21 protein-coding genes are annotated in these 25,247 nt (G+C 45.2%); 14 read left to right on the forward strand and 7 right to left on the reverse strand.

Going from position 1 to position 25,247, the window contains the following annotated elements; genetic code table 11:
- Positions 1-6 precede the first annotated feature (6 nt).
- The 6 genes from A3GK_RS0104470 to A3GK_RS10445 all read right to left on the reverse strand — a co-directional run bounded on the left by A3GK_RS0104470 (position 7) and on the right by A3GK_RS10445 (position 6,070).
- Positions 7-1,953, reverse strand: a complete 1,947-nt coding sequence (locus A3GK_RS0104470) for a M56 family metallopeptidase (protein WP_018028278.1) — start codon at positions 1,951-1,953, stop codon at positions 7-9.
- Positions 1,954-1,958: 5 nt separating this feature from the next.
- Positions 1,959-2,333 (reverse strand): BlaI/MecI/CopY family transcriptional regulator, encoded by a 375-nt coding sequence (locus tag A3GK_RS0104475; protein ID WP_018028279.1) that lies wholly within the window; start codon positions 2,331-2,333, stop codon positions 1,959-1,961.
- Positions 2,334-3,111: 778 nt separating this feature from the next.
- Positions 3,112-4,341, reverse strand: a complete 1,230-nt coding sequence (gene cobA, locus A3GK_RS10440; RefSeq protein WP_018028280.1) for a uroporphyrinogen-III C-methyltransferase — start codon at positions 4,339-4,341, stop codon at positions 3,112-3,114.
- An 82-nt stretch (positions 4,342-4,423) separates the two neighbouring features.
- Complete coding sequence (locus tag A3GK_RS0104485) at positions 4,424-4,672, reverse strand: GlsB/YeaQ/YmgE family stress response membrane protein (protein ID WP_018028281.1); 249 nt, start codon at positions 4,670-4,672, stop codon at positions 4,424-4,426.
- Between the two features lie 13 nt (positions 4,673-4,685).
- On the reverse strand, positions 4,686-5,240 hold the full coding sequence (rsmD, locus tag A3GK_RS0104490) for a 16S rRNA (guanine(966)-N(2))-methyltransferase RsmD (protein WP_018028282.1): 555 nt from the start codon (positions 5,238-5,240) through the stop codon (positions 4,686-4,688).
- Complete coding sequence (locus tag A3GK_RS10445; protein WP_162138134.1) at positions 5,228-6,070, reverse strand: DUF3822 family protein; 843 nt, start codon at positions 6,068-6,070, stop codon at positions 5,228-5,230. Before A3GK_RS10445 ends, rsmD begins: the two co-directional genes overlap by 13 nt.
- 59 nt (positions 6,071-6,129) lie before the next feature.
- Between A3GK_RS10445 and A3GK_RS11510 the strand changes: the two genes are divergently transcribed.
- Positions 6,130-6,309: a hypothetical protein gene (locus A3GK_RS11510; protein WP_162138133.1), complete on the forward strand. Its 180-nt coding sequence runs from the start codon at positions 6,130-6,132 to the stop codon at positions 6,307-6,309.
- An 18-nt stretch (positions 6,310-6,327) separates the two neighbouring features.
- On the opposite strand, the gene A3GK_RS0104500 is transcribed toward A3GK_RS11510, so the two are convergent.
- The gene (locus A3GK_RS0104500; protein WP_018028284.1) at positions 6,328-7,035 is read right to left on the reverse strand and encodes a hypothetical protein; all 708 of its coding nucleotides are present in this window, start codon (positions 7,033-7,035) and stop codon (positions 6,328-6,330) included.
- 151 nt (positions 7,036-7,186) lie between these two features.
- On the opposite strand from A3GK_RS0104500, the gene A3GK_RS0104505 reads away from it, so the two are divergent.
- From A3GK_RS0104505 to A3GK_RS0104565, 13 genes are all read left to right on the forward strand, one after another.
- Positions 7,187-8,629 (forward strand): ATP-dependent DNA helicase, encoded by a 1,443-nt coding sequence (locus A3GK_RS0104505; protein WP_018028285.1) that lies wholly within the window; start codon positions 7,187-7,189, stop codon positions 8,627-8,629.
- Positions 8,630-8,979: 350 nt separating this feature from the next.
- Complete coding sequence (locus tag A3GK_RS0104510; RefSeq protein ID WP_162138135.1) at positions 8,980-10,374, forward strand: C10 family peptidase; 1,395 nt, start codon at positions 8,980-8,982, stop codon at positions 10,372-10,374.
- A gap of 3 nt (positions 10,375-10,377) precedes the next feature.
- The gene (locus tag A3GK_RS0104515; protein WP_018028287.1) at positions 10,378-10,962 is read left to right on the forward strand and encodes a hypothetical protein; all 585 of its coding nucleotides are present in this window, start codon (positions 10,378-10,380) and stop codon (positions 10,960-10,962) included.
- 180 nt (positions 10,963-11,142) lie between these two features.
- Positions 11,143-11,745: an RNA polymerase sigma factor gene (locus A3GK_RS0104520; protein WP_018028288.1), complete on the forward strand. Its 603-nt coding sequence runs from the start codon at positions 11,143-11,145 to the stop codon at positions 11,743-11,745.
- Entirely contained in the window at positions 11,694-12,824 is a 1,131-nt protein-coding gene (locus tag A3GK_RS0104525) for a porin family protein (protein WP_018028289.1), read from the forward strand. Before A3GK_RS0104520 ends, A3GK_RS0104525 begins: the two co-directional genes overlap by 52 nt.
- Before the next feature lie 11 nt (positions 12,825-12,835).
- The gene (locus A3GK_RS0104530) at positions 12,836-15,046 is read left to right on the forward strand and encodes a TonB-dependent receptor (protein WP_018028290.1); all 2,211 of its coding nucleotides are present in this window, start codon (positions 12,836-12,838) and stop codon (positions 15,044-15,046) included.
- A gap of 2 nt (positions 15,047-15,048) precedes the next feature.
- The gene (locus tag A3GK_RS0104535) at positions 15,049-15,948 is read left to right on the forward strand and encodes a DUF4249 family protein (RefSeq protein ID WP_018028291.1); all 900 of its coding nucleotides are present in this window, start codon (positions 15,049-15,051) and stop codon (positions 15,946-15,948) included.
- Positions 15,949-16,212: 264 nt separating this feature from the next.
- On the forward strand, positions 16,213-17,412 hold the full coding sequence (gene kbl, locus A3GK_RS0104540; RefSeq protein ID WP_018028292.1) for a glycine C-acetyltransferase: 1,200 nt from the start codon (positions 16,213-16,215) through the stop codon (positions 17,410-17,412).
- Between the two features lie 244 nt (positions 17,413-17,656).
- Positions 17,657-21,046, forward strand: coding sequence for a glycoside hydrolase family 2 TIM barrel-domain containing protein (locus tag A3GK_RS0104545; RefSeq protein WP_018028293.1), 3,390 nt, complete (start codon positions 17,657-17,659; stop codon positions 21,044-21,046).
- Between the two features lie 237 nt (positions 21,047-21,283).
- Complete coding sequence (gene thiD / locus A3GK_RS0104550) at positions 21,284-22,102, forward strand: bifunctional hydroxymethylpyrimidine kinase/phosphomethylpyrimidine kinase (protein ID WP_018028294.1); 819 nt, start codon at positions 21,284-21,286, stop codon at positions 22,100-22,102.
- Positions 22,099-22,725 (forward strand): thiamine phosphate synthase, encoded by a 627-nt coding sequence (locus A3GK_RS0104555; RefSeq protein WP_018028295.1) that lies wholly within the window; start codon positions 22,099-22,101, stop codon positions 22,723-22,725. The genes thiD and A3GK_RS0104555 overlap by 4 nt, the downstream gene beginning before the upstream one ends.
- Positions 22,722-24,293, forward strand: a complete 1,572-nt coding sequence (gene thiC, locus A3GK_RS0104560) for a phosphomethylpyrimidine synthase ThiC (RefSeq protein WP_018028296.1) — start codon at positions 22,722-22,724, stop codon at positions 24,291-24,293. Before A3GK_RS0104555 ends, thiC begins: the two co-directional genes overlap by 4 nt.
- 9 nt (positions 24,294-24,302) lie before the next feature.
- Complete coding sequence (locus A3GK_RS0104565) at positions 24,303-25,070, forward strand: sulfide-dependent adenosine diphosphate thiazole synthase (RefSeq protein ID WP_018028297.1); 768 nt, start codon at positions 24,303-24,305, stop codon at positions 25,068-25,070.
- Positions 25,071-25,247 lie beyond the last annotated feature (177 nt).

Here is a 25,247-nt window from a genome sequence, read left to right on the forward strand (position 1 = left end):
TAAAGGTTATTTGGTGGGTGCTGTGGCAGGCTTTGGAAGCTTGAAGCTGACAGGGATGGTAAAGCGGACTCTTACTGGCTGGCCATCCTGCATACCTGGCTTCCAGTTAGGCATGGCATTGACCACTCTTAGCGCTTCGTTGTCTAGTAACGGATCTATGCTCCTAATGACTTTGGCATTGGAGACGGATCCATCCTTCTCTATGACGAATGAGACCATCACACGCCCCTCAACCTTGGCATCAACTGCCTCCTTGGGGTATTGGATATTTTGGCCAAGCCACTCCATCATTGCCTTTCCTCCTCCTGGGAATTCAGGCATATCATCTAGGTACTCAAAGACCTTTTCCTCTTGCACTGTAGGCTGGGCAAACTTAAAGCTGACTGGAAGGGTAAAGCGGGCTCTTACTGCTTGACCATCTTGCTTACCTGGTTTCCAGTTGGGCATCGCACTGACTACTCTTAGAGCCTCCTTATCTAGTGACTCGTGCACGCCCTTTGTTACTTTGGCATTGGAGATAGAGCCATCCTTCTCAATGATGAATGAGACGATCACACGTCCCTCAATATTGCCGTCAACAGCTTCCTTTGGGTATTGTATATTTTGGCTGAGCCACTGCATCATTGCTGCTTGCCCTCCTGGGAATTCAGGCATATCATCTAGGTAGTCAAAGACCTTTTCCCCTTGCACTGCAGGCTGTGCAAACTTGAAGTTGATTGGCACGAAAAAACGAGTTCTTGCAGGTTGTCCAGCTTGCATGCCGGGTTTCCACTTAGGCATAGCATTGACTATTCTTAGAGCCTCCTTATCTAGTGATTCGTACACCCCTTTCTTTACTTCCGCATTGGAGATGGAGCCATCCTTCTCGACAATAAATGATACCACTACACGCCCCTCTATCTTGGCATCTATCGCATCCTTAGGGTACTGTATGTTGTTGCTGAGCCACTGCATCATTGCTTTTCCTCCACCAGGGAATTCTGGCATTTCATCTAGCTTTTCGAAGACCTTGTCTTTGGTTGGTGGCGGAGCCACTTCTGTGATGGTGCTTGCTTCGGCCTGCTTGATCGTAACCATCTGAGTACCGAGTGCCAAGAAGGCAAGTACTGGAAGTGCCGAAAGTGCGTAAACTATGGCTAGTTTCTTGTTGGTTTTGTTCTTGCTGTTCATCATTACGATTCGTTTCTTTAGGTTTTGCATAGAAAATGAGAGCGAGGGTAGCTCTACCTTTCGGCCTAGTGTACACTCCAGTAACTGGTACTGGTAGGTCTTTCGGTCTCTTCCCTCTCGCAACACCCCTTGGTCTGCTAGGTACTCAAGGTTGGTGCGCAGTTGTTGGAGCAATCCCCACGCACATGGATTCCACCACTGTAAGGGCTGCAGCACCGTACTGATGATGATATCCCAATAGTGCTTCTGCCTAATGTGCTCCAGCTCATGCGACAGAATAGTGGGTGTGATATCGCTATTCGATAAGGACTTGGGGATAAAGATTGCCCTGCCAATCGTGAAGGGGGCTAGCTCTTCATCCACCTCATAAAGTGTGGCATTATTACTGAGCTCGCGCTTCGTGGAGGTGCGGCATAATCTATAGAGTTTGTACCCGCCCGAGGTGAGCCAGATGAGTGTACTCGCTGCACCAATAGCCCAAGTTGCCATCAGTACTCTGGACCAGTCTATTGAGTTTCTCTTTGTAGCAGGTGCAGTGATGGTTGGCTCCTCCTCTATCACAATAGTGAAGCTGGGGAGCAACCTATCTTGTGCCTCATCTATATCCCTTTCTGGTACTGCTAAAGAGATCAGGGGGAGCAAAAGGCTAGAGGCGATGGCGATGAGGTAATACCATCGCTTGGCACGGAGTAGGGTGCTTTTGCGAAGCAATACCACTCCGAGGAGGTAAAAGAGAGCAATCCCTATTCCCGACAGCCCTAGATATTTCAACCAAATCATCATACCACTTATTCCTCTTCAATTAGTTTCAGAATCTCCGAGATCTCCTCCTTGCTCACCTTCTCCTCCTGCGCAAAGTGTTGCACCAGACTTTTGTATGAACCTTTGAAAAAGTTGGCAACAATATACTTAATGGTTTTATCGGTGTACTCCTCTTGGCTTACCAAAGGGGCATAGAGGTGACCACGTCGCTTCCCCGTGCGAGTAACATACCCCTTGCTCTCCAGCTTATTGACCACCGAAGCCACAGTAGTGTAGGGGGTGTCCGAATGCTCCATCAAGGGGATGGCATCGCTTATCTCACCCTCTCCGATATGCCATAGTGCACGCATAAAGTCCTCCTCGAGAGGGGATAGTCCGTTTAGAAAGTTAGGCTCACTCATATTGTTGTTATCTACGATCAATATCCTTATTACGATTTATTCGTAGCAAAGTTACGACAATTTCGTAGATAAACAAACTTTCGCCCAACATTTTTATCCCACATCGCTAGAAGTGGCTTGCAGACAAGCTTCTTGATTTTGATATTCCGGCAATATTCCATAGCTCTGCGGAATGCATTCCGTATGCGTGCGGAATCTATTCCGTATACAGGCGGAATCCGTTCCGCACGCATACGGAATATGAGGTTGTGTGGTATTGTGGTATTCCTGAAAATAGTACACACGGGTTCATGTATTCCTGTTATTGTATACACTGCTCATCTGTTATTCCTGAAAGTGTAGACAAATAGATAAATAATTGTGCTGATGACAGGGGATAACCACGAGTGGCGCAGGAGTTATGGATTAGGAAGGTCTTGCCATGTGGCATTCATTGGAGTGTTTATGGAAAAGGACCTCGGCAGAGGTCCGTGCTAAATAGGCACAGGTCGAGGCACGTAGTGCCGAAGACCTGTGTATAACGATGTACAAAAGATCCATACGACCCCGGTTGAGGGGTCGGACAATTATATCTAAGTCTGACCCCTCAACCGGGGTCATGGAGGTAGTGAATATGCTCTTTTACACAGGTCGTTCGGGGCTTTTGCCCCTCCGAGCTGTGCCTATTTAATAGGGACCTCTCCGAGGTCCTTACCCGCTTGTCTAACACGTGCTAAATAAATAGGTCATTAACTTAAGCATATACTCCTAATACGTAATCCTTGTGGTAGATAGGCAGTTAGTGGGCTTTGGGCTTTTTGGAGGCGCCGGTCACGGCGTCAACACTGCTGGACATCGCTTTCGCTTTATCGCCCAGTAGGTAGCTAGCCACTTCGTTATAGGAGCCAAGGGTAATGGCGTTGTAGCCCTTGGTGCTGAGGAGGTCGGTGATCTTCTTCCCAAGAGTGATGATAGTTGCCTTGGGGGTAATCACATTGATGCCTTTTACCTCGCAGAGCTTAAAGTAGGCCTCCACACTCTTGGTGTTTGAAAAGACAATGTGGGTAAACTCTAGCTCCTTGAGCATCTCTAGGTAGTCGTTGCTATACTTGTCGGGGTCTTTGCTAGCAATGGTCGTCGCCACAGCTACGCCATCCTCTATCCTTGGCGTGAGCTCGCTCACCTTTCTATTGAGGGTGATAGAGAGCACCTTCATACCATTATCGTCCTTAGAGGGTTGGTAATTCTCCGTCACATTGACCACCTCTCCCACGAGAAGCAGACCAGGTGTGAGCTTCGTGTAGTCGGTGTAATTTGGGGTGAAGTCTTTGAGTGTCCCGCGAAAAGCCTTCTGCTCGGGTAGAGTCCCCTTACTAATGATAGCTGCAGGGGTATCGGGCGACATTCCCGTCTTGATCAGTTGCTGGCAGATCTCGGGGATTACTCGTACCCCCATATAAAATGCGATGGTACCCCCTTGCTCCACAAGAGACTTCCACTTCACCGACTCAGCAAGGTTGCTATCTTTGGTGCTTGCGGTAACTAGGGTGAAGGACCTTGCTAGTGCACGGTGCGTCACAGGTATCCCAGCATAAGCTGGTGCTGCGATCGCTGCTGTCACGCCAGGGATCACCTCGGTATCAATGCCCTTATCAAGCAGGGCGAGTAGCTCTTCACCACCACGTCCGAATACAAAAGGGTCACCACCCTTCAGCCTTACCACAGTATTTCCCTTCAGTGCCTCATCAATGAGTAGTTGATTGATCTCCTCTTGTTTTGGCGAAGGTTTGCCAGCTCGTTTCCCCACGGGAATCAACCTCACATCTCCCTTGCAGTGGAGTAGAATAGAAGGATTGGCGAGTGCGTCATACAGCACTACATCGGCTTTGCCAAGCACTTTCGCCCCCTTCACGGTCACGAGGTCAGGATCGCCAGGGCCAGCACCCACCAGATATACTTTCCCACTTTGGGCTAAGAGATTCGGGATAGCAAGCAAGAGTGCAAGGGTTATTAATAATGTCTTTTTCATAAGGTATCAATGATTGATTGCACAAATATATAATAGGGTGGATACAAAAAGCACCCACCCTAGTTCCTTAGTCAATAGTTATTTATTTGCCACCTTTCTTGGTGAATAGGCGACCAATAAAGATGAGGATGCAGGCACCGATAACCGCTACCACTAGCCCTGCCCACCAGCTATCGCCTGCAGAGAGGTCGAGCAAGCTAAGTACCCAACCACCTACTACGCCACCGAGTAGTCCAAGAATGATGTCTACGATCCAAGAGTTGCCTCCACCTGGCATAAGCCATGCGGCTATACTACCAGCTATAAAACCTGTAAGAAGTGTTACTAGCATAATTCAATTACTTTTATATGTTATTAATATTATGTGCAAAGAATGAGAAGTGTACCGTCCCATATCTGCGCATCTCCACAAAATATTGCTCTTTGCTGAAGTCGTACTCCTTTGGATGCTCCACTACCAAGCAACCCTCTGGCGAAAGTAGCTGGCTACTCATTATCCGCCTAGGTAGCTCTGCTAGTAGTGGTAGATCATAGGGAGGGTCAGCAAATATCAATTCAAAGGTACCAAAAGATTCGCTCTTTTCAATAAAAGCGAAGACATCTCTTGTCTGGACACTGTAGTGGTCATCCGAAAGTTGCTCCACAACAGAGTTGATAAACGAGGTATGCCGAGGATTCTTTTCAATGGCCAGCACCTCCTTAGCCCCCCTTGAGAGTGCCTCCAGACCGATACTTCCACTACCTGCAAAGAGATCGAGAAAGCGAGTCTCCTCCCAATCAATTCGATTCTGAAGGATATTGAATAGAGCCTCCTTTGCCACTTCTGTCGTGGGTCGACCTCTAAAGTTTTTGGGAAGTTCAAAGCGACGCTTCCCATATTTCCCGCTTATAATCCGCATAGTATGTGTAATCGCTCCAAGGGGTGTACTGCCACATTCTTATTTACTTCCTTACTACCGTCGGTGGAGTAGTCGTTGAGGACAATGTTTCCAAGACTTTCCTCAAGTAGCTGCTTGATACTTGGCTCGGGATTGTAGGTGAATAAGTATAGGGGCACTGCGTGAGGATCAAGCTTAAATTGTCGGTACAATGCCGTAATGTAGTATAGACAGTCTGCATCGGAGACCATCTTATAGAGATTTGCCAGTAGCAGCTCCCCCGACTTTGCTACCGCCACTTGGATGAATCCTTTGCTGATGTAAGCGGTAACGACCTGAGGGTGCTCTCGGCGAGATTTGCGTAGGGTATAGGTGATTTGTGTGGAGATATGGTGCTCAAAAGTGGGGAGGGAAAAGGACCTTTGGCAAAAGTCAAATAGCTCTCTATTGACCGAATAAATAATGTAAAGGTGCTCCTCCTCAATCGCCTTCGTCAATACTTTTCGCCCCTCTAGCTCAGTGGTCAGAGATAGCCAATTCTCTGGTGAGGCACTATCCATTAGATCCTCAGGGACAATGGCAAAAGGCGACCCATCCTCCACCAGAATAGTAGAGCTCCTGAAGGGAAGAGATAAAAGTGGATGATCCCAAAATAGCTTTTGCATACCACCCTCTTCGGAGCTGGTTAAGGAAATACTCGTGGCCAAGATGGGCTTGTCGTTTTCTTGGGTCGTAGCCAAGACAAATATCATCTCGCTCCCTAGAGTAATGCGTGCATCAATGCCAAGAGCTTCATCTGCTGATAAGCTCTTATCTCCTTCACTTGCGTGGATCTCCTTTATCTCTCTCATAAGGGTTGCAAAAAAAGAGAGTGTTGCACGAAGTGCCATTCTCGCACATTTGAATAAATGTGCTGAGACTTTGGACGAAGGATGAGATGCAAGGAGCTGAGGGTGAGGGCGCTGGGAACGTACTGGCGTACGTGACCGAGCCCGAATCCCGAAAGCAACGCCGCAGATCGCCTTCGTGCAACAGTCTCATAAAAGCACACTTCCTCAGCTATGTAGATAGAGAGGAGTGTGCTTTATGAATGAGTGGGGTATATAGCTTACTCCCAGTTACCTGCGTTGTTATTGATCTCTGTGAGTGAGCCAACCTTTAGCCCAGGATACTTACCGATCTGATTCACACGATCCTTAAGGTTGATGAGCTCAGTCTGATTGAGGTCGCCAAGATAGGTGTCGTAATCTACTTTGGCCTCGAAGATCCTAATAAAGATGTCGGAGCTAGTCTTTACACTAGCGGTATCCATCTCAAAGGTAGCACCATTGGAGAATGGGACAATACCCAACTTGCTGGTATCATAGTCGGCACCGAAAATTGCCTCCTTAGCATTTACGAATGTGGTGTCACGAGTAAAGGATACACGCTCACCATTAACGATAGAGGATAGACCAGCCTCTTCAGCTTCCTTCCAATTGCCAGTGGCTCTTGCTTTCTTAACGATGTCCCACGCCTTTTGCTCAGTCATACCATCTTGAAGCTGCTTCTCTGAGAGCTCCATCACCTTACGTACCGACCTTACATTGCCGTTCTCTAGCCAATTGCGAAGCTCCTCAAAGTTGGCAGCATGGACGTTATTCTCCTGCTTGTATGCCACCTGTGCTGTACGGATATCTATCAATTCCTTGATGACCTCCTTCTCCCTTTGGGTCTTTGTATTCTCAAAGTTAACAGGTACACGGATGCTGTTGTATACCGCCCAACCAAGTCCAATAATAGCTAGGACCAATAAAACTCTCGATAAAATTTTCATACCTTCAAATATATTTGTTATTTTGCATTCAACATTAAACGTACCAAGCTTCTTGAATATAGGTTACTTGTATGTAGTCTCTACAAAAGTAGCAACTTTTATTCAGACTGCCATACGAATCGGCGTTCAAATATAGCTATTTTCGGACAATATGAGTAATAATCGCCCTGAGATATTAGATTTTTTTGGTTTTACCCCCACTTCTAGTCAAAATGAAGTGATAATGGAGCTACAAAACTTCTTTTCCCAAGCTCCCGAGCACTCCATCTTTTTATTGCGTGGGTACGCGGGAACGGGTAAAAGTAGTCTTGTAGGGGCTTTCTCTCACATGCTCCAAAGCTTCCTCTACCCGCAGATGTTACTTGCCCCTACTGGGCGTGCTGCTAAAGTGCTAGAAGGGTATTGTGGTTTGCCCGCCTATACGATTCACCGAACCATCTACTGGCAGAGGATATCCGGCGATGGCGTCTCGTACGAGGTGGGGTACAATCAGCACCAACCTGGTACCATATACATAGTAGATGAGGCCTCAATGATCAATAATGCCAATGATGGGTACGGCTCCTTTGGAAGTAATCGTTTGCTCGACGACTTAGTGGACTTCTGCTTTAGCATCGAAGGGAGCAAGCTGCTACTGATCGGCGACGATGCCCAGCTTCCACCCGTCGGTACCGAGATGAGTCCTGCACTAATGCCGGAGTATCTTGTAGGCTTTTGCTCCACACTATACCAAGGTGTCCTCAAGGATATTGTCCGTCAGGAGGAGGGCGGGGAGATCGTCTACCTCAGTTACCTCCTGCGTGGTCGCATTCTCGACCTACAGAGTGGCGAGGATTGGCACGAGCCCCTGCTCCCACTTCCCGAGGTGAAGGGCGAGGTAGAGATCATCTCGGGCTACGACCTACCTGAAATGATGGAGGACTCTTATCGGAGGGTGGGGCAGGAGGAGACCTTGCTCATCACCCGCTCCAATAGAGATGCCGAGGAATACAATAAATCGATTAGGTATCACACCCTTTACTACGATGAAGAGGTGGTGCCAGGAGAAAACCTCATGGTGGTGCGCAATAACTATCTTCACTTTCCCGTAGATGAAAAGGGGCAGGCAACAAGTACCTTCATTGCCAATGGGGAGATCCTAAAGGTGCTCAATAGCCGAAGGGAGCAGGAGCTCTATGGCTTTACCTTTAGAGATGCCGAGCTGCGTGATACCCATGGTGGCTTTGTCTCCGCCAAGGTGCTGCTTGATAGCTTATTCACGCAGGCCCCAAGTCTTACCCCAGAGCAGAGGGAGCGATTGTATCAAGGGGTGTGCCAAGACTATCCCGATTGCACCACGCGGAGGATGCTCTATCAAAAGCTACGGCAAGACCCTTATCTCAATGCCCTACAAATAAAGTACTCTTACGCGATGACTTGCCACAAGGCACAAGGCGGGCAGTGGCGGGAGGTCTACCTAAGCTTTGGTTATCTCACCCCCGAGATGATCGACCTCTCCTTTTGTCGTTGGCTCTATACCGCCATGACACGTGCTACCGAAAAGCTCTACATTATCCAACCACCGGCCTTTATTTTCGGCAATTTAGAACTCTGAAATAGCCCCTTCATAACTATTTGATTTTCACCTAGCTATCAACCCGAAAACTGAGTTGCAACTAAGCATTTGCTTAGTTGCAACTCGCCGATCGCTTTGTTGCATCTCGCCGATTGCTTAGTTGCAACTCAGTTTTTCTCTCTACGGGAAAGCAAAAAAAAGTATCATATGAGTGTGAAATAAAGAAGGGTCAAGGTGTTGGAATTTTGTTATTAATAAATAAAAGTGCAGGATTTTGTGTTTTGCCTTGTTATAGTTATATAGAGCAATATTAAACTAGTGTTTGTAGTGGAAATTATTGAGCACTTAAAGTTCATCTAATCATCTAACAAAAACAAAGTATGAAGAGTATGAAAAAGACGATGCTGAAGCAAGCAGTGCTTCTATTACTAGCAATTTTAATGCTAACAACAACTTCTTGCAATCAAAGGGTTCAAGAACGACCCAATGAGTATAACCTAGATAAGACTACTGAAGTAGTCACTTCAAAGACTTTTCAGAGGAGTTCTTCTGAAGCTATTAAGATCGTTCAAGACTTCGTTAAGGAAAGTGGGTTAAGAAGCTCGTTGGTCGCTACTGATGCTATAGTTGATTATGTTCTCAATACGGGGTCATTAAGAACAACACTTGGCGAACAAGGTGTAGAGGCAGTTGATACTGTACTTTATATTGTAAATATACAAGGGGAAAAGGGGTTTTCTGTGATTGCAGGAGATAAACGACTTCCCGATATACTAATTACTTCCAGCTCAGGTAATCTTTTTAAAAATGAGGAGATAGATGACAACAGTGGATTTGCCGTCTTTTTGTCACGACTCCCTTCATTCTATGTTTCAGAATTAGAGAGATTTGAGAAAGATCCCAACAGAAGACGTGAGGACTTTGAACATGAAAAAGAATTTGAGCCAGACGCCCCCGCCCCCAATGTTCCTGAGCGAAAGATTGAGTACAGTGAATGGAAAACAGTAAATTCAATCGGTCCTTTGGTCCCCGTCCAATGGGAGCAAAGTTTGCCATTTAACAATGAGGCACCACTCATTGACGGTCAGAGGGCATTAGCAGGTTGCGTTTCTATTGCTGCTGCACAGCTTACAGCATATCACAATTATCCTTCGTATTATAATGGCATATCACTCGATTGGAACTTACTAACTAGGTACCCGAGCTATTGGCAGTATCAGGGAACGGATCGAAGTAAATTTGAAGAGCAAGTCTCGAAATATTTACGAGAAATTGGCAATACTCTTCAGAATTCTTGGGGAGTTAGTGCTACTGGTGCGTGGACAAAAGATATTGTGTTGATGTTAAAATCAATGGGATATTCGAATCCTTCATCCTTGACAGACTACGAGGAAGGTGCTTTGATAAATAGTCTAGCACATTTGCGCCCAGCTATTATGGAGGGTTATAGCGAAAAGTATACTTATAAGAAGGGGTGGTGGATTTTCAAAAAGACTCATACAGGGTATAGAGAAGGGCATGCATGGTTAGTTGATGGTTATATAACCCAAGAAAGGACTAGAAAGGTAATTAATAGGGAGACTAATGAGACGATTTCAGAAAATAGGGAAACAAGATTGTTAGTTCACTGCAACTGGGGTTGGGGAGGTTATAGAGATGGTTACTTCTATCCTGGCGTGTTTGAATCATATAATTCTGTTAACCTTAGGAGTACAGGTGTTAATGAAAGTACGCCAGGATATTTCAAGTATATGATTAAGAACATAGTTAATGTATATAAGTAATTTATGAAAAAGTTGTCATTCTTATCGGTACTAGGTCTTTTAGTCGTATATTTTGGGATTATACTAGTCTCATGTAATGAGAAAGAAGAGTTTGATCCACTTGCGAGAGTTAATTACTTCATATCTGAATATTACACTATTGCAGATGCTTCAGCTAGAGCTAACTCAGATGCGACAATGTGGGGTGTAGAATTATATCCACAAAAAAGAGTCACTCTCAAAAGTTTTCCAGAACTTTATAAGTCCTTAGCGATGGAGCATGGAGAAGATGGAAGAAAAAAGTTTAGAACAGCAAGGACCTATGCCGTCCCTTACAATGTAATAAGGATTTCTGTTATGAGTGACGGTAATGATGTTTCTGAGAATTTCGACATTTCTTTTGAGACTGTGAGAACTGTTATTAAAGAGGAAGAACCTCGTCCTACCAGTTTTAAAACCCAGTTAAGTTTGGTTTCCAAAGATGATTTGATGTGGCTTATTGATTGTAGATTTTTTATAACGGAAAGGAAGAAGACGGAGTATTCAAATCTTGTAGCAGTAATTGAATCGGTCGGTGGCAAGAGTATCGTTTGTAAATTACCTAAGTAATAGTATTGGAGGTGTATGAACTGTATTACTTCAAAAATATGCTCATGCGCCTCCAATCCTCTCGTTTCCTTAAAATAAAATCGCACGTAACACAAACTACATATAGTCTTTTAATATCTATGTGTATGTTGTTTCATAGCTTTGTTATGGTCTCAACGGCAAAGCTACTTACAAGCTAGTATGAGAAGAGATGATCGTGAGAGTCAGATAGTAGAGCTATTAGAGTATGATTTAGAGGCGGCTTTTGTACAACTCTATAGTTTGTATGGTAAGTTACTCTTAGGGGTAGCTTATCGCTATGTCGCTGACCTTGACATTTCTCAAGACATACTGCAGGAATCTATGATGAAAGCATTCTATAAGATTGATTCTTATCACCATGTGAAAAAAGGAGGATTGCTTGCTTGGCTTAAAAGAATTGTAATAAATGAATCCCTTAACTACCTAAATAGCTTTAATGTGAGGATGATGAGCTCTTACGAAGAAGAGACGATCAACTCGATAAGTGACGAGGATAGTAGTGATGATGTTGCTTTTATTAATAAAATAGATATAAATGTACTATCTGGATTAATTGCTGAACTTCCTGAGGGTTATAGGGTAGTGCTAAACATGTATGCCATTGAAGGTTATAGCCATAGGGAAATAGCAGCTATATTGGGAATTAAAGAGGGGTCAGCCTCATCTAGGTATCACCGTGCTAAACAAGAATTAATTAGAAGAGTTGAGAGATGGAAAAAAGAGAGAGAACAGACAAAAGGGGTGATTGGGAAAAAGCCCTAAGTCGTCGATTCCAAAACTTTGAGCCACCTATTTCTGAATTACCTCCATTATCTTTTCCCCCAAAAAAGTATTCTCTTTTTAAGTGGAGATGGGTGGCGACAGCTACATCAGTAGTAGCTGCTATTATTTTCTTTTTGTTCTTGATAAGAGAAAACACTCAAGAGCCACATATTCTACATGACACCTTACCTACTTCTCGCGTGGTTGCTATGAATAATGAGGAAAGAAAGATTGTGGCTTCTTCTAGTAGACAATATCCTGATATTCCTATTGGAAGCTATAGACCAAGATCGGAGAGTAATCGTGAGATGACAACCGTTGTCTCTGAAAAAACTGACCATAACAATATATGGACTGAGGAGGCGAAAGAAATTGTTGTACAGAACGATGATATTGATACAAAAGATGATAGCAGTGCTGGTGGTTTACTCGATAGGTCATCAGAGAAACTATTGGGCAATAACCTTAGGTTTTCCTCTCAATCAAAAAGGCCTATTAGGCTATCTCTATTTACATCTGGTTTGTCTTTGAATACTAATACAGTCACTATGCCAAGAGTGGGTGATGGGATATTTAAAGGACAACAAGATAGTTATTCTGTTCGCGAGACTCCGATGTTTGAAGTAGGAAGCTCTGTATTATTCCCCATCACTCGACGATGGTCACTTCAAACTGGTCTTAATTATTCGTGGTACCGTATTGAGATCAAGGATAACAGTTTTGGCTCTAAGGACGACTATATTTTAGATGTCCACTCTCTAGGAATTCCTTTGGATATACAATACACAATTTACAATGCAAAAACATGGAGAATGTATGGTCAATATGGTGTTGGGATAAATATTCCATTCAAATCCACTATTACTGGTTCAGCGGTAAGCGAAGGAGGTGCTACTGTTTCGCTTGATACATCACTCGCTTTTGGAATGGAGTATAATATAACTCATCAGATTGGGCTATATACCTCTTTGGGTGTCACATACGATTTGCTTCAACTGCAAAGTAATTTGCCTAGTGCTGAAATATCTAGATGGCATGGAATGGTTGAAGCTGGTATCAGATTTAATATAAATAGATAGGTAAAACAAGTATGAAAAGGATACTGATACTTGTAGTATTGAGCTTTACAAGTATTTCTGTAGCATTAGCTCAAGGAGTGCTGTATGGAAAGGTGGTTGATAGTAACAGCAAAGAGCCTCTTATTGGTGCTGTGGTTAGTTGCGGTGATATAAGTGTTGCAACAGACCAATATGGCTTCTATAGCTTGCACCTAAATACAGCTGACGTTGTTGTGGTTGAATATGCTTTTTTAGGGTATGAAACAAAGACTTACTCTTTGCAACTATTAGAGGATAAGTTGATGAATGTAGAGCTGGAGGAAGGCTTAGTTGTGTTACCTGAAGTGGTTGTAAAGAAGACTACTTCAAAAAGAGAAATTGGTAGAATCCATATACCCACATCTACAATTAACACTACTCCTGCCTTACTTGCTGAAGCTGACCCGATAAAGGTGTTTCAGTATCTACCAAGCATACAGCCAGCTAATGAGGGACAAAGTAATAGTGTTATTAGAGGTCAAGCGCCAGAAGCAACACTGCTTATTATAGATGGGATTAATATTTACAATAGCAATCATGCTATGGGCTTACTCTCTACGGTCAATGCCGAAGCCGTGAAAGATATGACTTTTTACAATGGATATCAGCCAGCATCGCTAGGAGGAAGGATGGGTGGTGTCATCAAAATTCAAACAAAGGATGGAGACTTGCAAAATCTGAGAGGCAACATATCGGTCGGAGTCATCTCTGCAAGAGCTAATATAGAGGTGCCGATTATTAAAGATAAATTGAGCCTTAGTCTGGCAGGGCGACGCTCACTCATAGACTTATTTATCCCTTTAGCCACTAAAGATCAGGAGGACAAAACGAACTTTCTCTTTTATGATTCAAATATGAAAGTCTCCTATAAACCTAATAGCAGACTTTCAATCGCACTTAGCGGATTATTAAGTGGGGATAAATTGTGGTCTCAGTCTATGGATAAATACGCCAATAAGTCTAATAATCAGAATTGGAGATGGGGTACCTACGGTGGTAGCCTCAATGCCAATTATATTATTTCACCAAAATGGAGTAGTCAATTAACCGTGTCAGCTTCAGAATTCTGGAGACAAGAACAGATTTCTGTACAAGGGAAAAATGATAAAATGCCTCTAGAACAAAAGCACAAAAATAAGGTGTCTGAATTTAATGCAAATTGGAGCAATAAGTTTTACTTATATAATCAGCTTACACTACATACTGGCATAGGTGCAATATATCGACTAGCGTCAATAGCTCAGGCTGACCAAGTAAGCTTTTGGGAGGGGAGCGTCTCGTTTGATCTGTATTGGAATATCACTGCTTGGTTGAGAGCTCAAGGAGGATTAAGATTAGAATATCCATATTCTGTCCTTTCTCCAAGAGTAGCTATCTCCGCAGATATAAACCCAAAAACCAATGCAGAGGTGACATATAGCAGAACATCACAGCGTATGCTGACAGCAACAACTAATAATAGCATTCTACAGTCAGATATTTGGTTTGCTCCAAGTAGTCAATTCCCACCTTCTATTTCAGACCAAATTGGGGTCACAGTATATAGTAATCCACTCAGATGGCTTCGCTGTTCATTAGGAGGTTACTACATCAATATGAACCGACTGGTAGAGTATAAGGAGGGATTTGTAAGATTAGATAACTACAAACAGATACACGATAGATTATCAGCAGGAAAGGGTTATTCGTATGGACTAGAGATATTGTTAGAAGCTAAGTGGCAGGGTATAGCAACGAACATTTCATACAGCTACACGAAGGTGAGGCATCTTTTTAGTGAAATCAATGGTGGTGAATGGTATAGGCCATACTACGACCGTCCTCACAGATTAATACTCTCTACAAGCTATCAAATAAATGATAAGTGGCTTTTATCTGCAGCATGGAATTATAGCTCAGGGAGTATCCAAACGGTTCCATTGGAGGTTCTGCCCATTGCACTGTCCTATCCTAATGAGTTGACACATCGAATAGAGCAAGTATCTGAGAAAAACAATTATCGATTACCTAGCTATCACAGATTGGATATAGCAGTAAACTATAAACACGGAGGTTGGTCTTTTGCTCTTTCTGTCTACAACGCATACAATAGACAAAATGTGTATAGAGCAGTAATTGATACCGACGAAAATGATTTAAAGAGAATCAAGGGAATGACACTTTTGCCGATTATACCTGGACTTAACATCAAGTACTCATTTTGATTATGAATAAAATAACAATACTATTGGGACTCCTCGTGCTTTTTTTTACTAGCTGCTTCAATGGAAGTAGAGAATTGGAAGTGCCTAAAAGCAAGCATATTTACATCAATTCAATCTCTTCAGCATCTTCCACTGAACTCAGAGTTAAAGCAGGAATTACTATACCTCTAATAGGAGCAAATGGTAATAGTGAAAATGATATAGAGTTGAGTGCTCACCACAATAGCACCCCTATTGTGGTAAAGAAGGATGGAGCAAGCTTTATTATAAAGCTTGATAGAGAACTAAATGCAAATGATGAGATATCCTTAATCGCTACATCAGAGGGAATCCCCTCCATTTCAACTGTTGCTAGGGTACTTGATGCTCCTAAACTGCTCAGAGCTAAAGGAGAATGGGTTCATTTTGATGAAGGTAGCAGTAGAGTGCAAGTAAAGCTTAGCATTGAGCCAACAAAGGAGGTTGCATATTATCGACTTATTGTACGTAGCAAATGGTATTCAGAAAGCTTAGGAGTGTCACCAGGAACTTTATTAGAACGAAAAATAGTTACATTAGGTAATCCTCTATTTCCTCAGCAAAAAGATCAACTCTTTAATGAAGTTAACAATGCTCCTTTTGCACTCTTATCTTTGAAAAATGAGTCGGACGTGACTTTTAGCTATTATGACGTAAAGCTTGAAAACTCACCAGATGCACCAGTGAAAATGGATTGGGAGTATTCGGCAGAAGTTGAGCTACAGCGGATTTCAAAAGATTATTACCTATACTTACTCACTTGTATGGATAGTGAAAATAACAATGCCTTTGAAAACCCTATAAAGATTCATTCGAATATTATTGGAGGGTTTGGTATTTTTGAAATATACACACCTCTGACAACTCCCATACTAATGAAGTAGATCGTTCTGAAGGTGGTAACATTCCTCTACTTATTCTGGTAAATGTGCTGAGGCTTTGTGCGAAAGAGCCAAAGTCATATTGGTTCAATTCTATATCTTAATCAACGAAGCATAATGTTTCCGTTCAATAACAGCATTGCTGTGATTGAATAAAAATATGGGTGGTTGCTGAGGTGAATTGTAGAATAATAGGTATCTTTGAGGGAACGAAAAATAATAGGTATTCATTACCACACATCTAACTATAAAATTAGTATTAATATTATGTACGGATCTATCAAAGCTCACCTTCAGAAAGAGCTAAAAGAGACAAGAGAAGCTGGTCTCTACAAGGAGGAGCGCATCATTACAAGTGAGCAGTTTGCAGAAATTACTGTGGATCAAAATGGGGAGCATAAGAAAGTACTCAACTTTTGTGCCAATAACTACCTAGGGCTCTCCAACAACAAGCGACTTCTTAAGGCCGCTAAGGAGACAATGGACAGACGTGGATTTGGACTATCATCAGTTCGCTTTATCTGCGGTACTATGGATATTCACAAAGAGCTTGAGGCTGCGATCAGTCGCTACTTCCACACTGAGGATACCATCCTTTATGCTGCTTGCTTTGATGCCAATGGTGGTGTATTTGAGCCACTTCTTACGGATGAGGATGCCATAATTAGTGATAGTCTTAATCACGCCTCTATTATTGATGGTGTAAGGCTATGTAAAGCAAAGCGCTACCGCTATGCCAATGGCGATATGAAGGAGCTAGAGGAGCGTCTGAAAGAGGCTCAAGCACAGCGTTTCCGTATCATCGTGACTGATGGTGTCTTCTCCATGGACGGTAATGTGGCTCCTATGGATAAGATCTGTGCTTTGGCTGAGAAGTACGATGCCCTTGTGATGGTCGACGAGTGCCACTCCGCTGGTGTGGTTGGTAAGACCGGTAGAGGTGTTTCGGAGAAGTTTGACCTTTACGGCCACATTGATATCATCACTGGTACCCTTGGTAAGGCGTTTGGTGGTGCGGTAGGTGGTTTCACCACTGGTCGTAAGGAGATTATTGAGCTCCTTCGCCAGAGAAGCCGTCCATATCTATTTAGTAACTCTCTACCTCCTGCAGTTGTGGGTGCTGGTATCGAGCTCTTCAAGATGCTAGAGGAGAGTGATGACCTCCACACTAAGCTGATGAGTAATGTAGAGCACTTCCGCACCAAGATGCTAGAGCTGGGCTTTGATATCAAGCCTACTCAGAGTGCTATCTGTGCTGTGATGCTTTACGATGCCCCACTGAGCCAGAAGTTTGCAGCACGTATGCTAGAGGAGGGTATCTATGTGACAGGTTTCTACTATCCAGTGGTACCAAAGGGCGAGGCACGTATCCGTGTACAGCTCTCTGCTGCCCACGAGCCTGAGCATATTGATAGAGCGGTGGCTGCCTTTGAGAAGGTGGGTCGCGAACTTGGCGTTATTAAGTAAGCATCATTTGAAAGGATAGACCATAATATTGGCCTATAATGTGATCATTAGGAGAAGTGGTGGGCGTGCAGTGGATGCATGCCTGCCACTTCTTTTTATATATGAAACGGAACTATTTGATACGTGAAACGGAACTATTTGATACGTGAAACGGAACTATTTGATACGTGAAACGAAACTGTTTGATACGTGAAACGGAACGGTTTGGTGTAAGGATTAAAAAGGAATGATGCGGACTATTCGAATGACTAGGCTTGCCCTACTACTACTTGCTCTTTCTATGTGGGGAGAAGAAGTGGGTGCCCAGCAGCTCCACAAGATTGCGGGCTTTGAATATGGGAATATGAAAAGCCCTACAGGGCGTGAGTGGGAGTCGCCTACTCAGCTGAGCTATAATAAGGAGCAGCCGAGGGCTTACTTTTTTAACTTTAAGAGCCACGAGGGGGCTCGTGCCTACCTCCCTTCAGAGGAGAGTGCCTACTACAAGAGCCTTGATGGGATCTGGAAGTTTCACTGGGTGGGCAACCCTTCGGAGCGGCCCATGGAGTTTTACAAAACGACCTTTGATACTTCTACATGGGATGATATCGAGGTGCCGAGTGCGTGGAATGTGGAGGGGATCCAAAAGGATGGCTCCCTGAAGTATGGTACACCGATCTATGTCAATCAGCCTTTTATCTTTCATCATACCGTAAAGGTAGGCGATTGGAAGGGTGGGGTGATGCGGGAGCCGGACCCTACTTGGACCACCTATAAGCATCGTAACGAGGTGGGCTCGTACGTGAGAAGCTTCACGCTGCCTAGCGATTGGCAGGGGGAGCGGGTGATGCTCAATTTTGATGGGGTAAATAGTTTCTTTTACCTATGGATTAATGGACAGTATGTAGGCTTTAGCAAAAACTCACGCAATCGTGCTGCCTTTGATATTACTCCCTATCTAGTGAAGGGGGAGAATAAGGTGGCGGTGGAGGTATATCGTAGCAGTGATGGATCGTTTCTCGAGGCACAAGATATGTTCCGCCTTCCTGGCATTTTCCGTTCGGTTTACCTCACAGCTCAGCCCGAGGCGCATATTAGGGATTTGATCGCCATCCCTTCATTGAGCCATGATTACAAGGAGGGAGCACTGCAATTGACGGCGGAGCTTCGCAATCAGAGCAAGAGGAGCTTGAAGGGGTATCAACTCCGCTACACACTCTATCGGAATGATCTTTATGCACAGAGCAATCACCCCACTGGTGCTATGCTAGCTATTGATGTGCCTATTGTAAAAACCAATGAATACAAGGTGGTGACGGGGAAGTTGGAGCTCAAGGAGCCAGCCCTTTGGAGTGCTGAGGCGCCTCATCTCTATACGCTTATTGTGGAACTTTTGGATCGCCGTGGAAGGGTGACGCAGACCGCCTCTATCGTCACTGGATTTAGAGAGGTGGTGATCAAGGAGACACCCGCCGAGGAGGACGAATTTGGTCTTGCCGGAAGGTATTTTTATGTGAATGGTAAGACGGTGAAGCTGAAGGGGGTGAACCGACATGAGACGGATCCCGAGACGGGTCAGACGATTTCTAAGGAGCGGATGCTACAGGAGATTGCTTTGATGCAGAGGGGCAATATCAATCATGTGCGGCTGTCACACTATCCCAATACGCCTATTTGGTATTACCTCTGCGATCTCTATGGGCTTTACCTAGAGAATGAAGCCAATGTGGAGAGCCATGGCTACTACTATGGCGATGCGTCGCTCTCGCATGTGCCTGAATTTAGAGATGCGCATGTGGCAAGGGTGATGGAGATGGCGGCTGCTACGGTCAATTCGCCTTCCATCGTAATCTGGTCACTGGGTAATGAGGGTGGTCCTGGCGATAACTTCAAGGCGGCCTACGAGGCGTTGCATCAGTTTGATCCTAGCCGCCCTGTTCAGTACGAGCGGAATAATAGCATCGTGGATATGGGCTCTAATCAATACCCCTCTATCGCATGGACGAGGGAGGCGGTAAAAGGTACCTACGATATCAAATACCCTTTTCATATCAGTGAGTATGCCCACAGTATGGGTAATGCTGGGGGTAACTTGGCCGACTATTGGGAGGCGATGGAGAGTACCAACTTCTTCTGCGGAGCAGCCATTTGGGATTGGGTGGATCAATCTATCTACACCTACGATGCCCTTACTGGTGAGCGGTATATGGCGTATGGTGGGGACTTCGGAGACACGCCAAATGATGGTATGTTTTGTATGAATGGGGTGATGCTCCCCGATCTTACCCCGAAGCCTGAGTATCAGGAGGTGAAGAAGGTGTACCAGAATGTGGCTATCGAGGAGGTGGACTTGGGGAAGGGGCTGATCTCTATCTTTAATAAGCGGTACTTCACGACGCTAGATGATTTGGAGCTGGTGGTGAAGTTGATGTGTGAGGGTGAGGCTGTAGCCGAAAAGGTGGTGCCGATGCCTACCATCCAGCCACGGAGCAAGGCAACGATTGAATTGCCTTTTAACCGTCCACAAGTGATGGAGCAGCCGGAGGAGTTCTTCCTTAATTTCGAGCTTCGTCTGAAGCAAGATCGTCCGTGGGCGAAAGCGGGTTTTGTACAGATGGAGGAGCAACTCCTTCTGAAGGAGCGAGACCACTATCTACAGCTATCAGACCTATCTGCTGGGGCATCGCCTCTACAGCTCAAGGGAAGTACCCTCAAGGGGGATAAGTTTGAGCTCTCTTTTGATGACGCTACGGGTTCGATAGAGCAATACACTTATGATGGTGTGGCACTGATTACTGCTGGCAATGGACCTCGCCTTTCGGCCTTTAGAGCACCGGTGGATAATGATAACTGGGCTAGGGATGGCTGGATTGAAAATGGTCTGCACAACTTATCGCATAAGGCGATGAGTAAGGAGGTTCATCGCAATCAGGATGGCTCTATCTCTATCCTCTATGTGGTGGAGAGTCAGGCACCGAATCATTATCAGCTGAAGGGCGGGTATACTGGACATTTTGAGCTTGATACAGTCGAGGGGGAGCAGGACTTTAAGTTCGCCACCGCTCAGGTTTGGACGGTCTATCCCGATGGTTCTATAGCACTCACTGCCAATATCACTTCTAATAAGAAGGGGGTGAATCTTGCTCGATTGGGCTATGAATTGGCAATGGCACCACAGTTTGACCAGCTCACTTATTATGGTCGTGGTCCGCTTAATAATTATAACGACCGAGATGCAGGTGCTCACGTAGGGCTATACAAGAGCAGTGTAGCGGAGCAGTTTGTTCCCTTCCCTAAGCCTCAGAGTATGGGCAATCGTGAGGGGGTAAGATGGACGGAGGTGACTGATGCCAATGGCCATGGCCTCGCCTTTATCGCTGAGGAAGCGATGTCGGCAAGTGTGCTCCCTTGGACAGCGCTTGAGCTGATGTTGGCACCGCACCCTCATCAACTTCCTAAGAGCTCTGGCACTCATATCCATTTGGATCTAGGAGTTACAGGACTAGGCGGTAATTCTTGTGGTCAAGGGGCACCATTGCCCGAGGATAGAATACTAGGCGACGGTAGTCGCTTCTCTCTGCTAATCCGTCCAGCCGGCACTGAGAAGCGCGTATCAATACCAGTGATTCATCCTTTTGGGGATGATATTTGGTAGTTACAAATAAATAGACTAGGTTTGTAAGTGGAAATAGTGAATTAGCTGGAGAGAGGACCAGCGAAGGGGTGCCACAACTACTTTGTGAGCTGAGATTATACCCGTAGAACCTGATGTAGATAATGCTACCGTAGGGAGAAAGAGGCCTGTTGGGGCTCTTGTAGTTAACGAGTAACAGCCATAGAGTTGTGTACCTCATTTCGAGGAGACAACTCTATGGCTGTTACTTTATTTTGTATGATGAATGTGAAGTATATACCAACGCTTACGATTGCTGGCTCCGATAGCTCTGGAGGGGCAGGCATTCAGGCTGACCTCAAGACGATGTCGGCACTCGGGTGCTATGCTATGTCGGTACTTACCGCGGTGACTGCCCAGAATACGCAAGGGGTATTGGGGGTACAACCGATATCGGAGGAGATTGTGGCTCTGCAGCTTCAAGCAGTTTTGGAAGATATTCCACCCCTAGCCATTAAGACGGGGATGCTATTTGATGCCGCTATTATTGAGACGGTCGCTACTGCTCTTAAGCATATGGAAATCCCGCTGGTGGTGGATCCTGTAATGGTTGCTACAAGTGGTGATCGTCTCCTAAGTAAGGAGGCGGAGGAGGTGCTAAAGCAAAGGTTGCTCCCTTTGTCAACGCTCATTACTCCCAATCTGATGGAGGCGGAGGTGCTGTCTGGAGTGAAGATAGATTCTCAATCGGCTCTTTATGAGGCGGGTCAATATCTCTTGGCACTGGGCACTAAAGCCGTCTTAATCAAGGGGGGACATACGGCCGATACCGAAGCTACGGACTACTTGTTTACCGATAAGGGGGTGACCACCTTTAGTAAGTCGAGAGTGGACACGATGAATACGCATGGTACAGGTTGCACACTTTCTGCCGCTATTACTGCCTATATTGCTCGTGGACTTTCGCTAGAAAAGGCCATTGAACAGGGCAAGGAGTATCTTTCCGAGGCACTTAATTCTGGTAGGATGGTTGCTATTGGCAAAGGCCATGGCCCAGTGGATCACTTTTTCCAACCTCAAAGTAGTATCAAGAGATGAAAGGTCTGCAATTTATTACGGCTGAAACGGAGCACTACTCTTATGTGGAGGGAGCGTATTTGGCACTCCAAGGAGGGTGTCGCTGGATTCAGTTGCGAATGAAGGAGGCTAGCCGTGAGGAGCTGCTTGCCGTAGGAAGGGTGGTAAGAGGTCTATGTACTAGGTATTCTGCTACTTTTATTATAGATGACCATGTAGACCTGGTGAAGGAGTTAGGGGCAGATGGGGTGCACCTTGGCCTCAAAGATATGCCTATCGTAGAGGCACGTAGGATACTAGGTCCGAAGGCGATTATTGGGGGTACCGCTAATACTTTTGAGGACGTTTTACTCCATTATGAGAGTGGTGCTAATTATATCGGCTGTGGCCCTTATCGCTTTACCACAACGAAGAAAAACCTTGCCCCCACACTGGGACTAGAGGGATATCAAAAGCTTTTTGAACAGATGAGAGAGGCAGATATCCATCTACCCGTCGTCGCTATCGGTGGCATAGAGAAAGAGGATATCCCTGCCCTAATACGGGCGGGTGCCTCGGGTATTGCCATTAGTGGCACCATATTAAAAGCCGATAACCCTGAAGAGATGACAGAGGAATTAATCAATATAATACAAGCTCAATGAAACAGAATCTAAAGATTACCTATCCCAACTCTAGTAAAATATATGTCCCTGGTGAGCTATTCCCAGAGATACAAGTGGGGATGAGAGAGGTAAAGCAGTTGCCCACAGTGGCGAAGGATGGTACGAAGCGTGAAAATCCAGCGGTCGTGCTCTATGATACCAGTGGGGCGTACAGTGATCCCGAAATAGCTATTGATCTAGAGAAGGGTCTGCCACGGCTTCGAGAGCAGTGGAGTATGAAGCGAGATAAGACGCAGCTCTATTACGCCAAGAATAATATCATCACTCCCGAGATGGAGTATGTGGCGATTCGGGAGAATATGAAGTGCCAAGAGGTAGGCATTGAGAGCCATATCACGCCCGAATTTGTTCGCTCTGAGGTAGCAAGTGGACGGGCGGTGATTCCAGCTAATCACAAGCACCCCGAGACGGAGCCAATGATTATTGGTACCAACTTCCTTGTTAAGATCAATGCCAATATCGGTAACTCTCCTATGGCTTCTGATATGGAGAAGGAGGTGGAGAAGGCAATATGGGCTTGTAAGTGGGGTGCCGATACCATTATGGACTTGTCTACCGGTAAGAATATCACAGAGACACGTGAATGGATTCTAAGGAATAGCCCAGTTCCTGTCGGCACGGTACCTATGTACCAGGCTTTTGAAAAGGTGAATGGAAAGGCGGAAGACCTCTCTTGGGAGGTGTTCAAGGAGACTTTGATAGAGCAGTGTGAGCAAGGGGTTGATTACTTCACCATTCACTGCGGTATCCGACTAAAGAATATCAATCTTGCGGATACTCGACTTACAGGCATCGTTAGTCGTGGTGGTAGTATCATCTCTAAGTGGTGCAAAGTGCATCAAGAGGAGAGCTTCCTTTACAGTCACTTTGATGATATTTGTGATATCTGCCGCCAATACGATGTGGCGCTTTCCCTCGGTGACGGGTTGCGACCTGGTTCTACCTACGATGCCAATGATGCAGCACAATTTGCAGAATTGGATACCATGGGCGAACTGGTAGAGAGAGCTTGGGCAAAGGATGTGCAGGTGTTTATTGAAGGCCCTGGTCACGTGCCTATGCACAAGATTGAGGAGAATATGACTCGGCAGATTGAAAAGTGCCATGGAGCACCATTCTATACACTCGGCCCATTAGTCACCGACATTGCACCTGCTTACGACCATATTACCAGTGCTATTGGAGCAGCGATGATAGGTTGGTATGGCACCGCTATGCTCTGCTACGTTACACCGATGGAGCACCTCGGTCTGCCCGATAAGGATGATGTTCGCACAGGTGTGGTCACCTATAAGATTGCTGCCCATGCGGCCGACCTAGCCAAGAGGCATCCTGCAGCTCCCATACGTGATAATGCACTGAGCCTTGCTCGCTATGAGTTTAGATGGAAGGATCAATTCAACCTTTCGCTAGACCCAGAGCGTGCCGAGGAGTATTATAGAAAGAGCAATCCTACGGACAAGAACTTCTGCACTATGTGCGGCCCAAATTTCTGTGCTATGAGGATCAGTCAAACACTTGATGAAGCGTGTAACCAAAATAAATAACAAACAAAAATGGAGAAACTAGTATCTCAAGGGATTATCACCCGTTATTTCGAGAAGTTAAATGATTGTTTGGACCTTGATGTTGCCATTGTTGGCGGAGGTCCATCTGGCATTGTCGCTGCTTACTATCTGGCAAAGGCCGGGCTTAAGGTAGCACAATTCGACCGCAAGCTCTCCCCCGGTGGTGGTATGTGGGGTGGGGCAATGATGTTCAATGAAATTGTGATCCAAGAGGAAGCCCTTGAGATCATTAAGGAGATGGGCATCAATTATGAGCCATACCAAGATAAACTCTATACCATGGACTCTGTAGAGAGCACTGCGGCACTTCTGTACAATGCAGTACATGCCGGTGCACGCATATTCAATTGCTACAGTGTGGAGGATGTGGTGTATAAGGAGAATAGGATCAGTGGCGTTGTGGTTAATTGGACCCCCGTACTTCGTGAAGGGATGCACGTAGACCCCCTCAATATTATGGCCAAGTATGTGATCGATGGCACTGGCCATGATAGCGAGATCTGTCGGGTAGTGGCTAAGAAGAATGGAGCTACTCTCAATACTAGCACTGGTGGTGTGGTAGGTGAGCAATCACTTGACGTGATAACTGGCGAGAAGATGGTAGTCGAAGGGACTAAAGAGATCTACCCAGGCCTCTATGTCTGCGGTATGGCCTCTTCTGCTGTTTATGGTACCCCACGTATGGGCCCTATCTTTGGAGGTATGCTGATGAGCGGTAAGAAAGTAGCCAATCTAATCATTGACCAATTGAAGTAATCACTCTATTCTATGAGGTGTGCTAGCCATTTGAGAATGTTGCACGAAGTGCCATTCTCGCACATTTGATTCAAATGTGCTGAGACTTTGCACGAAGGATGAGATGCAAGGCGCTGAGGGTGAGGGTGCTGGGAGCGTACTCACGTACGTGACCGAGCCCGAATCCCGAAAGCAACG

Source organism: Porphyromonas somerae DSM 23386 (assembly GCF_000372405.1).
Classification (GTDB): Bacteria; Bacteroidota; Bacteroidia; order Bacteroidales; family Porphyromonadaceae; genus Porphyromonas_A; species Porphyromonas_A somerae.

Excerpts from the sequence above, each read along its gene's own strand:
- A3GK_RS0104470 (WP_018028278.1), bottom strand. The coding sequence starts at position 1,953 with ATGATGATTTGGTTGAAATATCTAGGGCTGTCGGGAATAGGGATTGCT.
- A3GK_RS0104475 (WP_018028279.1), bottom strand. The coding sequence starts at position 2,333 with ATGAGTGAGCCTAACTTTCTAAACGGACTATCCCCTCTCGAGGAGGAC.
- cobA (WP_018028280.1), bottom strand. The coding sequence starts at position 4,341 with ATGAAAAAGACATTATTAATAACCCTTGCACTCTTGCTTGCTATCCCG.
- A3GK_RS0104485 (WP_018028281.1), bottom strand. The coding sequence starts at position 4,672 with ATGCTAGTAACACTTCTTACAGGTTTTATAGCTGGTAGTATAGCCGCA.
- rsmD (WP_018028282.1), bottom strand. The coding sequence starts at position 5,240 with ATGCGGATTATAAGCGGGAAATATGGGAAGCGTCGCTTTGAACTTCCC.
- A3GK_RS10445 (WP_162138134.1), bottom strand. The coding sequence starts at position 6,070 with ATGAGAGAGATAAAGGAGATCCACGCAAGTGAAGGAGATAAGAGCTTA.
- A3GK_RS0104500 (WP_018028284.1), bottom strand. The coding sequence starts at position 7,035 with ATGAAAATTTTATCGAGAGTTTTATTGGTCCTAGCTATTATTGGACTT.
- A3GK_RS0104505 (WP_018028285.1), top strand. The coding sequence starts at position 7,187 with ATGAGTAATAATCGCCCTGAGATATTAGATTTTTTTGGTTTTACCCCC.
- A3GK_RS0104510 (WP_162138135.1), top strand. The coding sequence starts at position 8,980 with ATGAAAAAGACGATGCTGAAGCAAGCAGTGCTTCTATTACTAGCAATT.
- A3GK_RS0104515 (WP_018028287.1), top strand. The coding sequence starts at position 10,378 with ATGAAAAAGTTGTCATTCTTATCGGTACTAGGTCTTTTAGTCGTATAT.
- A3GK_RS0104520 (WP_018028288.1), top strand. The coding sequence starts at position 11,143 with ATGAGAAGAGATGATCGTGAGAGTCAGATAGTAGAGCTATTAGAGTAT.
- A3GK_RS0104525 (WP_018028289.1), top strand. The coding sequence starts at position 11,694 with ATGGAAAAAAGAGAGAGAACAGACAAAAGGGGTGATTGGGAAAAAGCC.
- A3GK_RS0104530 (WP_018028290.1), top strand. The coding sequence starts at position 12,836 with ATGAAAAGGATACTGATACTTGTAGTATTGAGCTTTACAAGTATTTCT.
- A3GK_RS0104535 (WP_018028291.1), top strand. The coding sequence starts at position 15,049 with ATGAATAAAATAACAATACTATTGGGACTCCTCGTGCTTTTTTTTACT.
- kbl (WP_018028292.1), top strand. The coding sequence starts at position 16,213 with ATGTACGGATCTATCAAAGCTCACCTTCAGAAAGAGCTAAAAGAGACA.
- A3GK_RS0104545 (WP_018028293.1), top strand. The coding sequence starts at position 17,657 with ATGACTAGGCTTGCCCTACTACTACTTGCTCTTTCTATGTGGGGAGAA.
- thiD (WP_018028294.1), top strand. The coding sequence starts at position 21,284 with ATGATGAATGTGAAGTATATACCAACGCTTACGATTGCTGGCTCCGAT.
- A3GK_RS0104555 (WP_018028295.1), top strand. The coding sequence starts at position 22,099 with ATGAAAGGTCTGCAATTTATTACGGCTGAAACGGAGCACTACTCTTAT.
- thiC (WP_018028296.1), top strand. The coding sequence starts at position 22,722 with ATGAAACAGAATCTAAAGATTACCTATCCCAACTCTAGTAAAATATAT.
- A3GK_RS0104565 (WP_018028297.1), top strand. The coding sequence starts at position 24,303 with ATGGAGAAACTAGTATCTCAAGGGATTATCACCCGTTATTTCGAGAAG.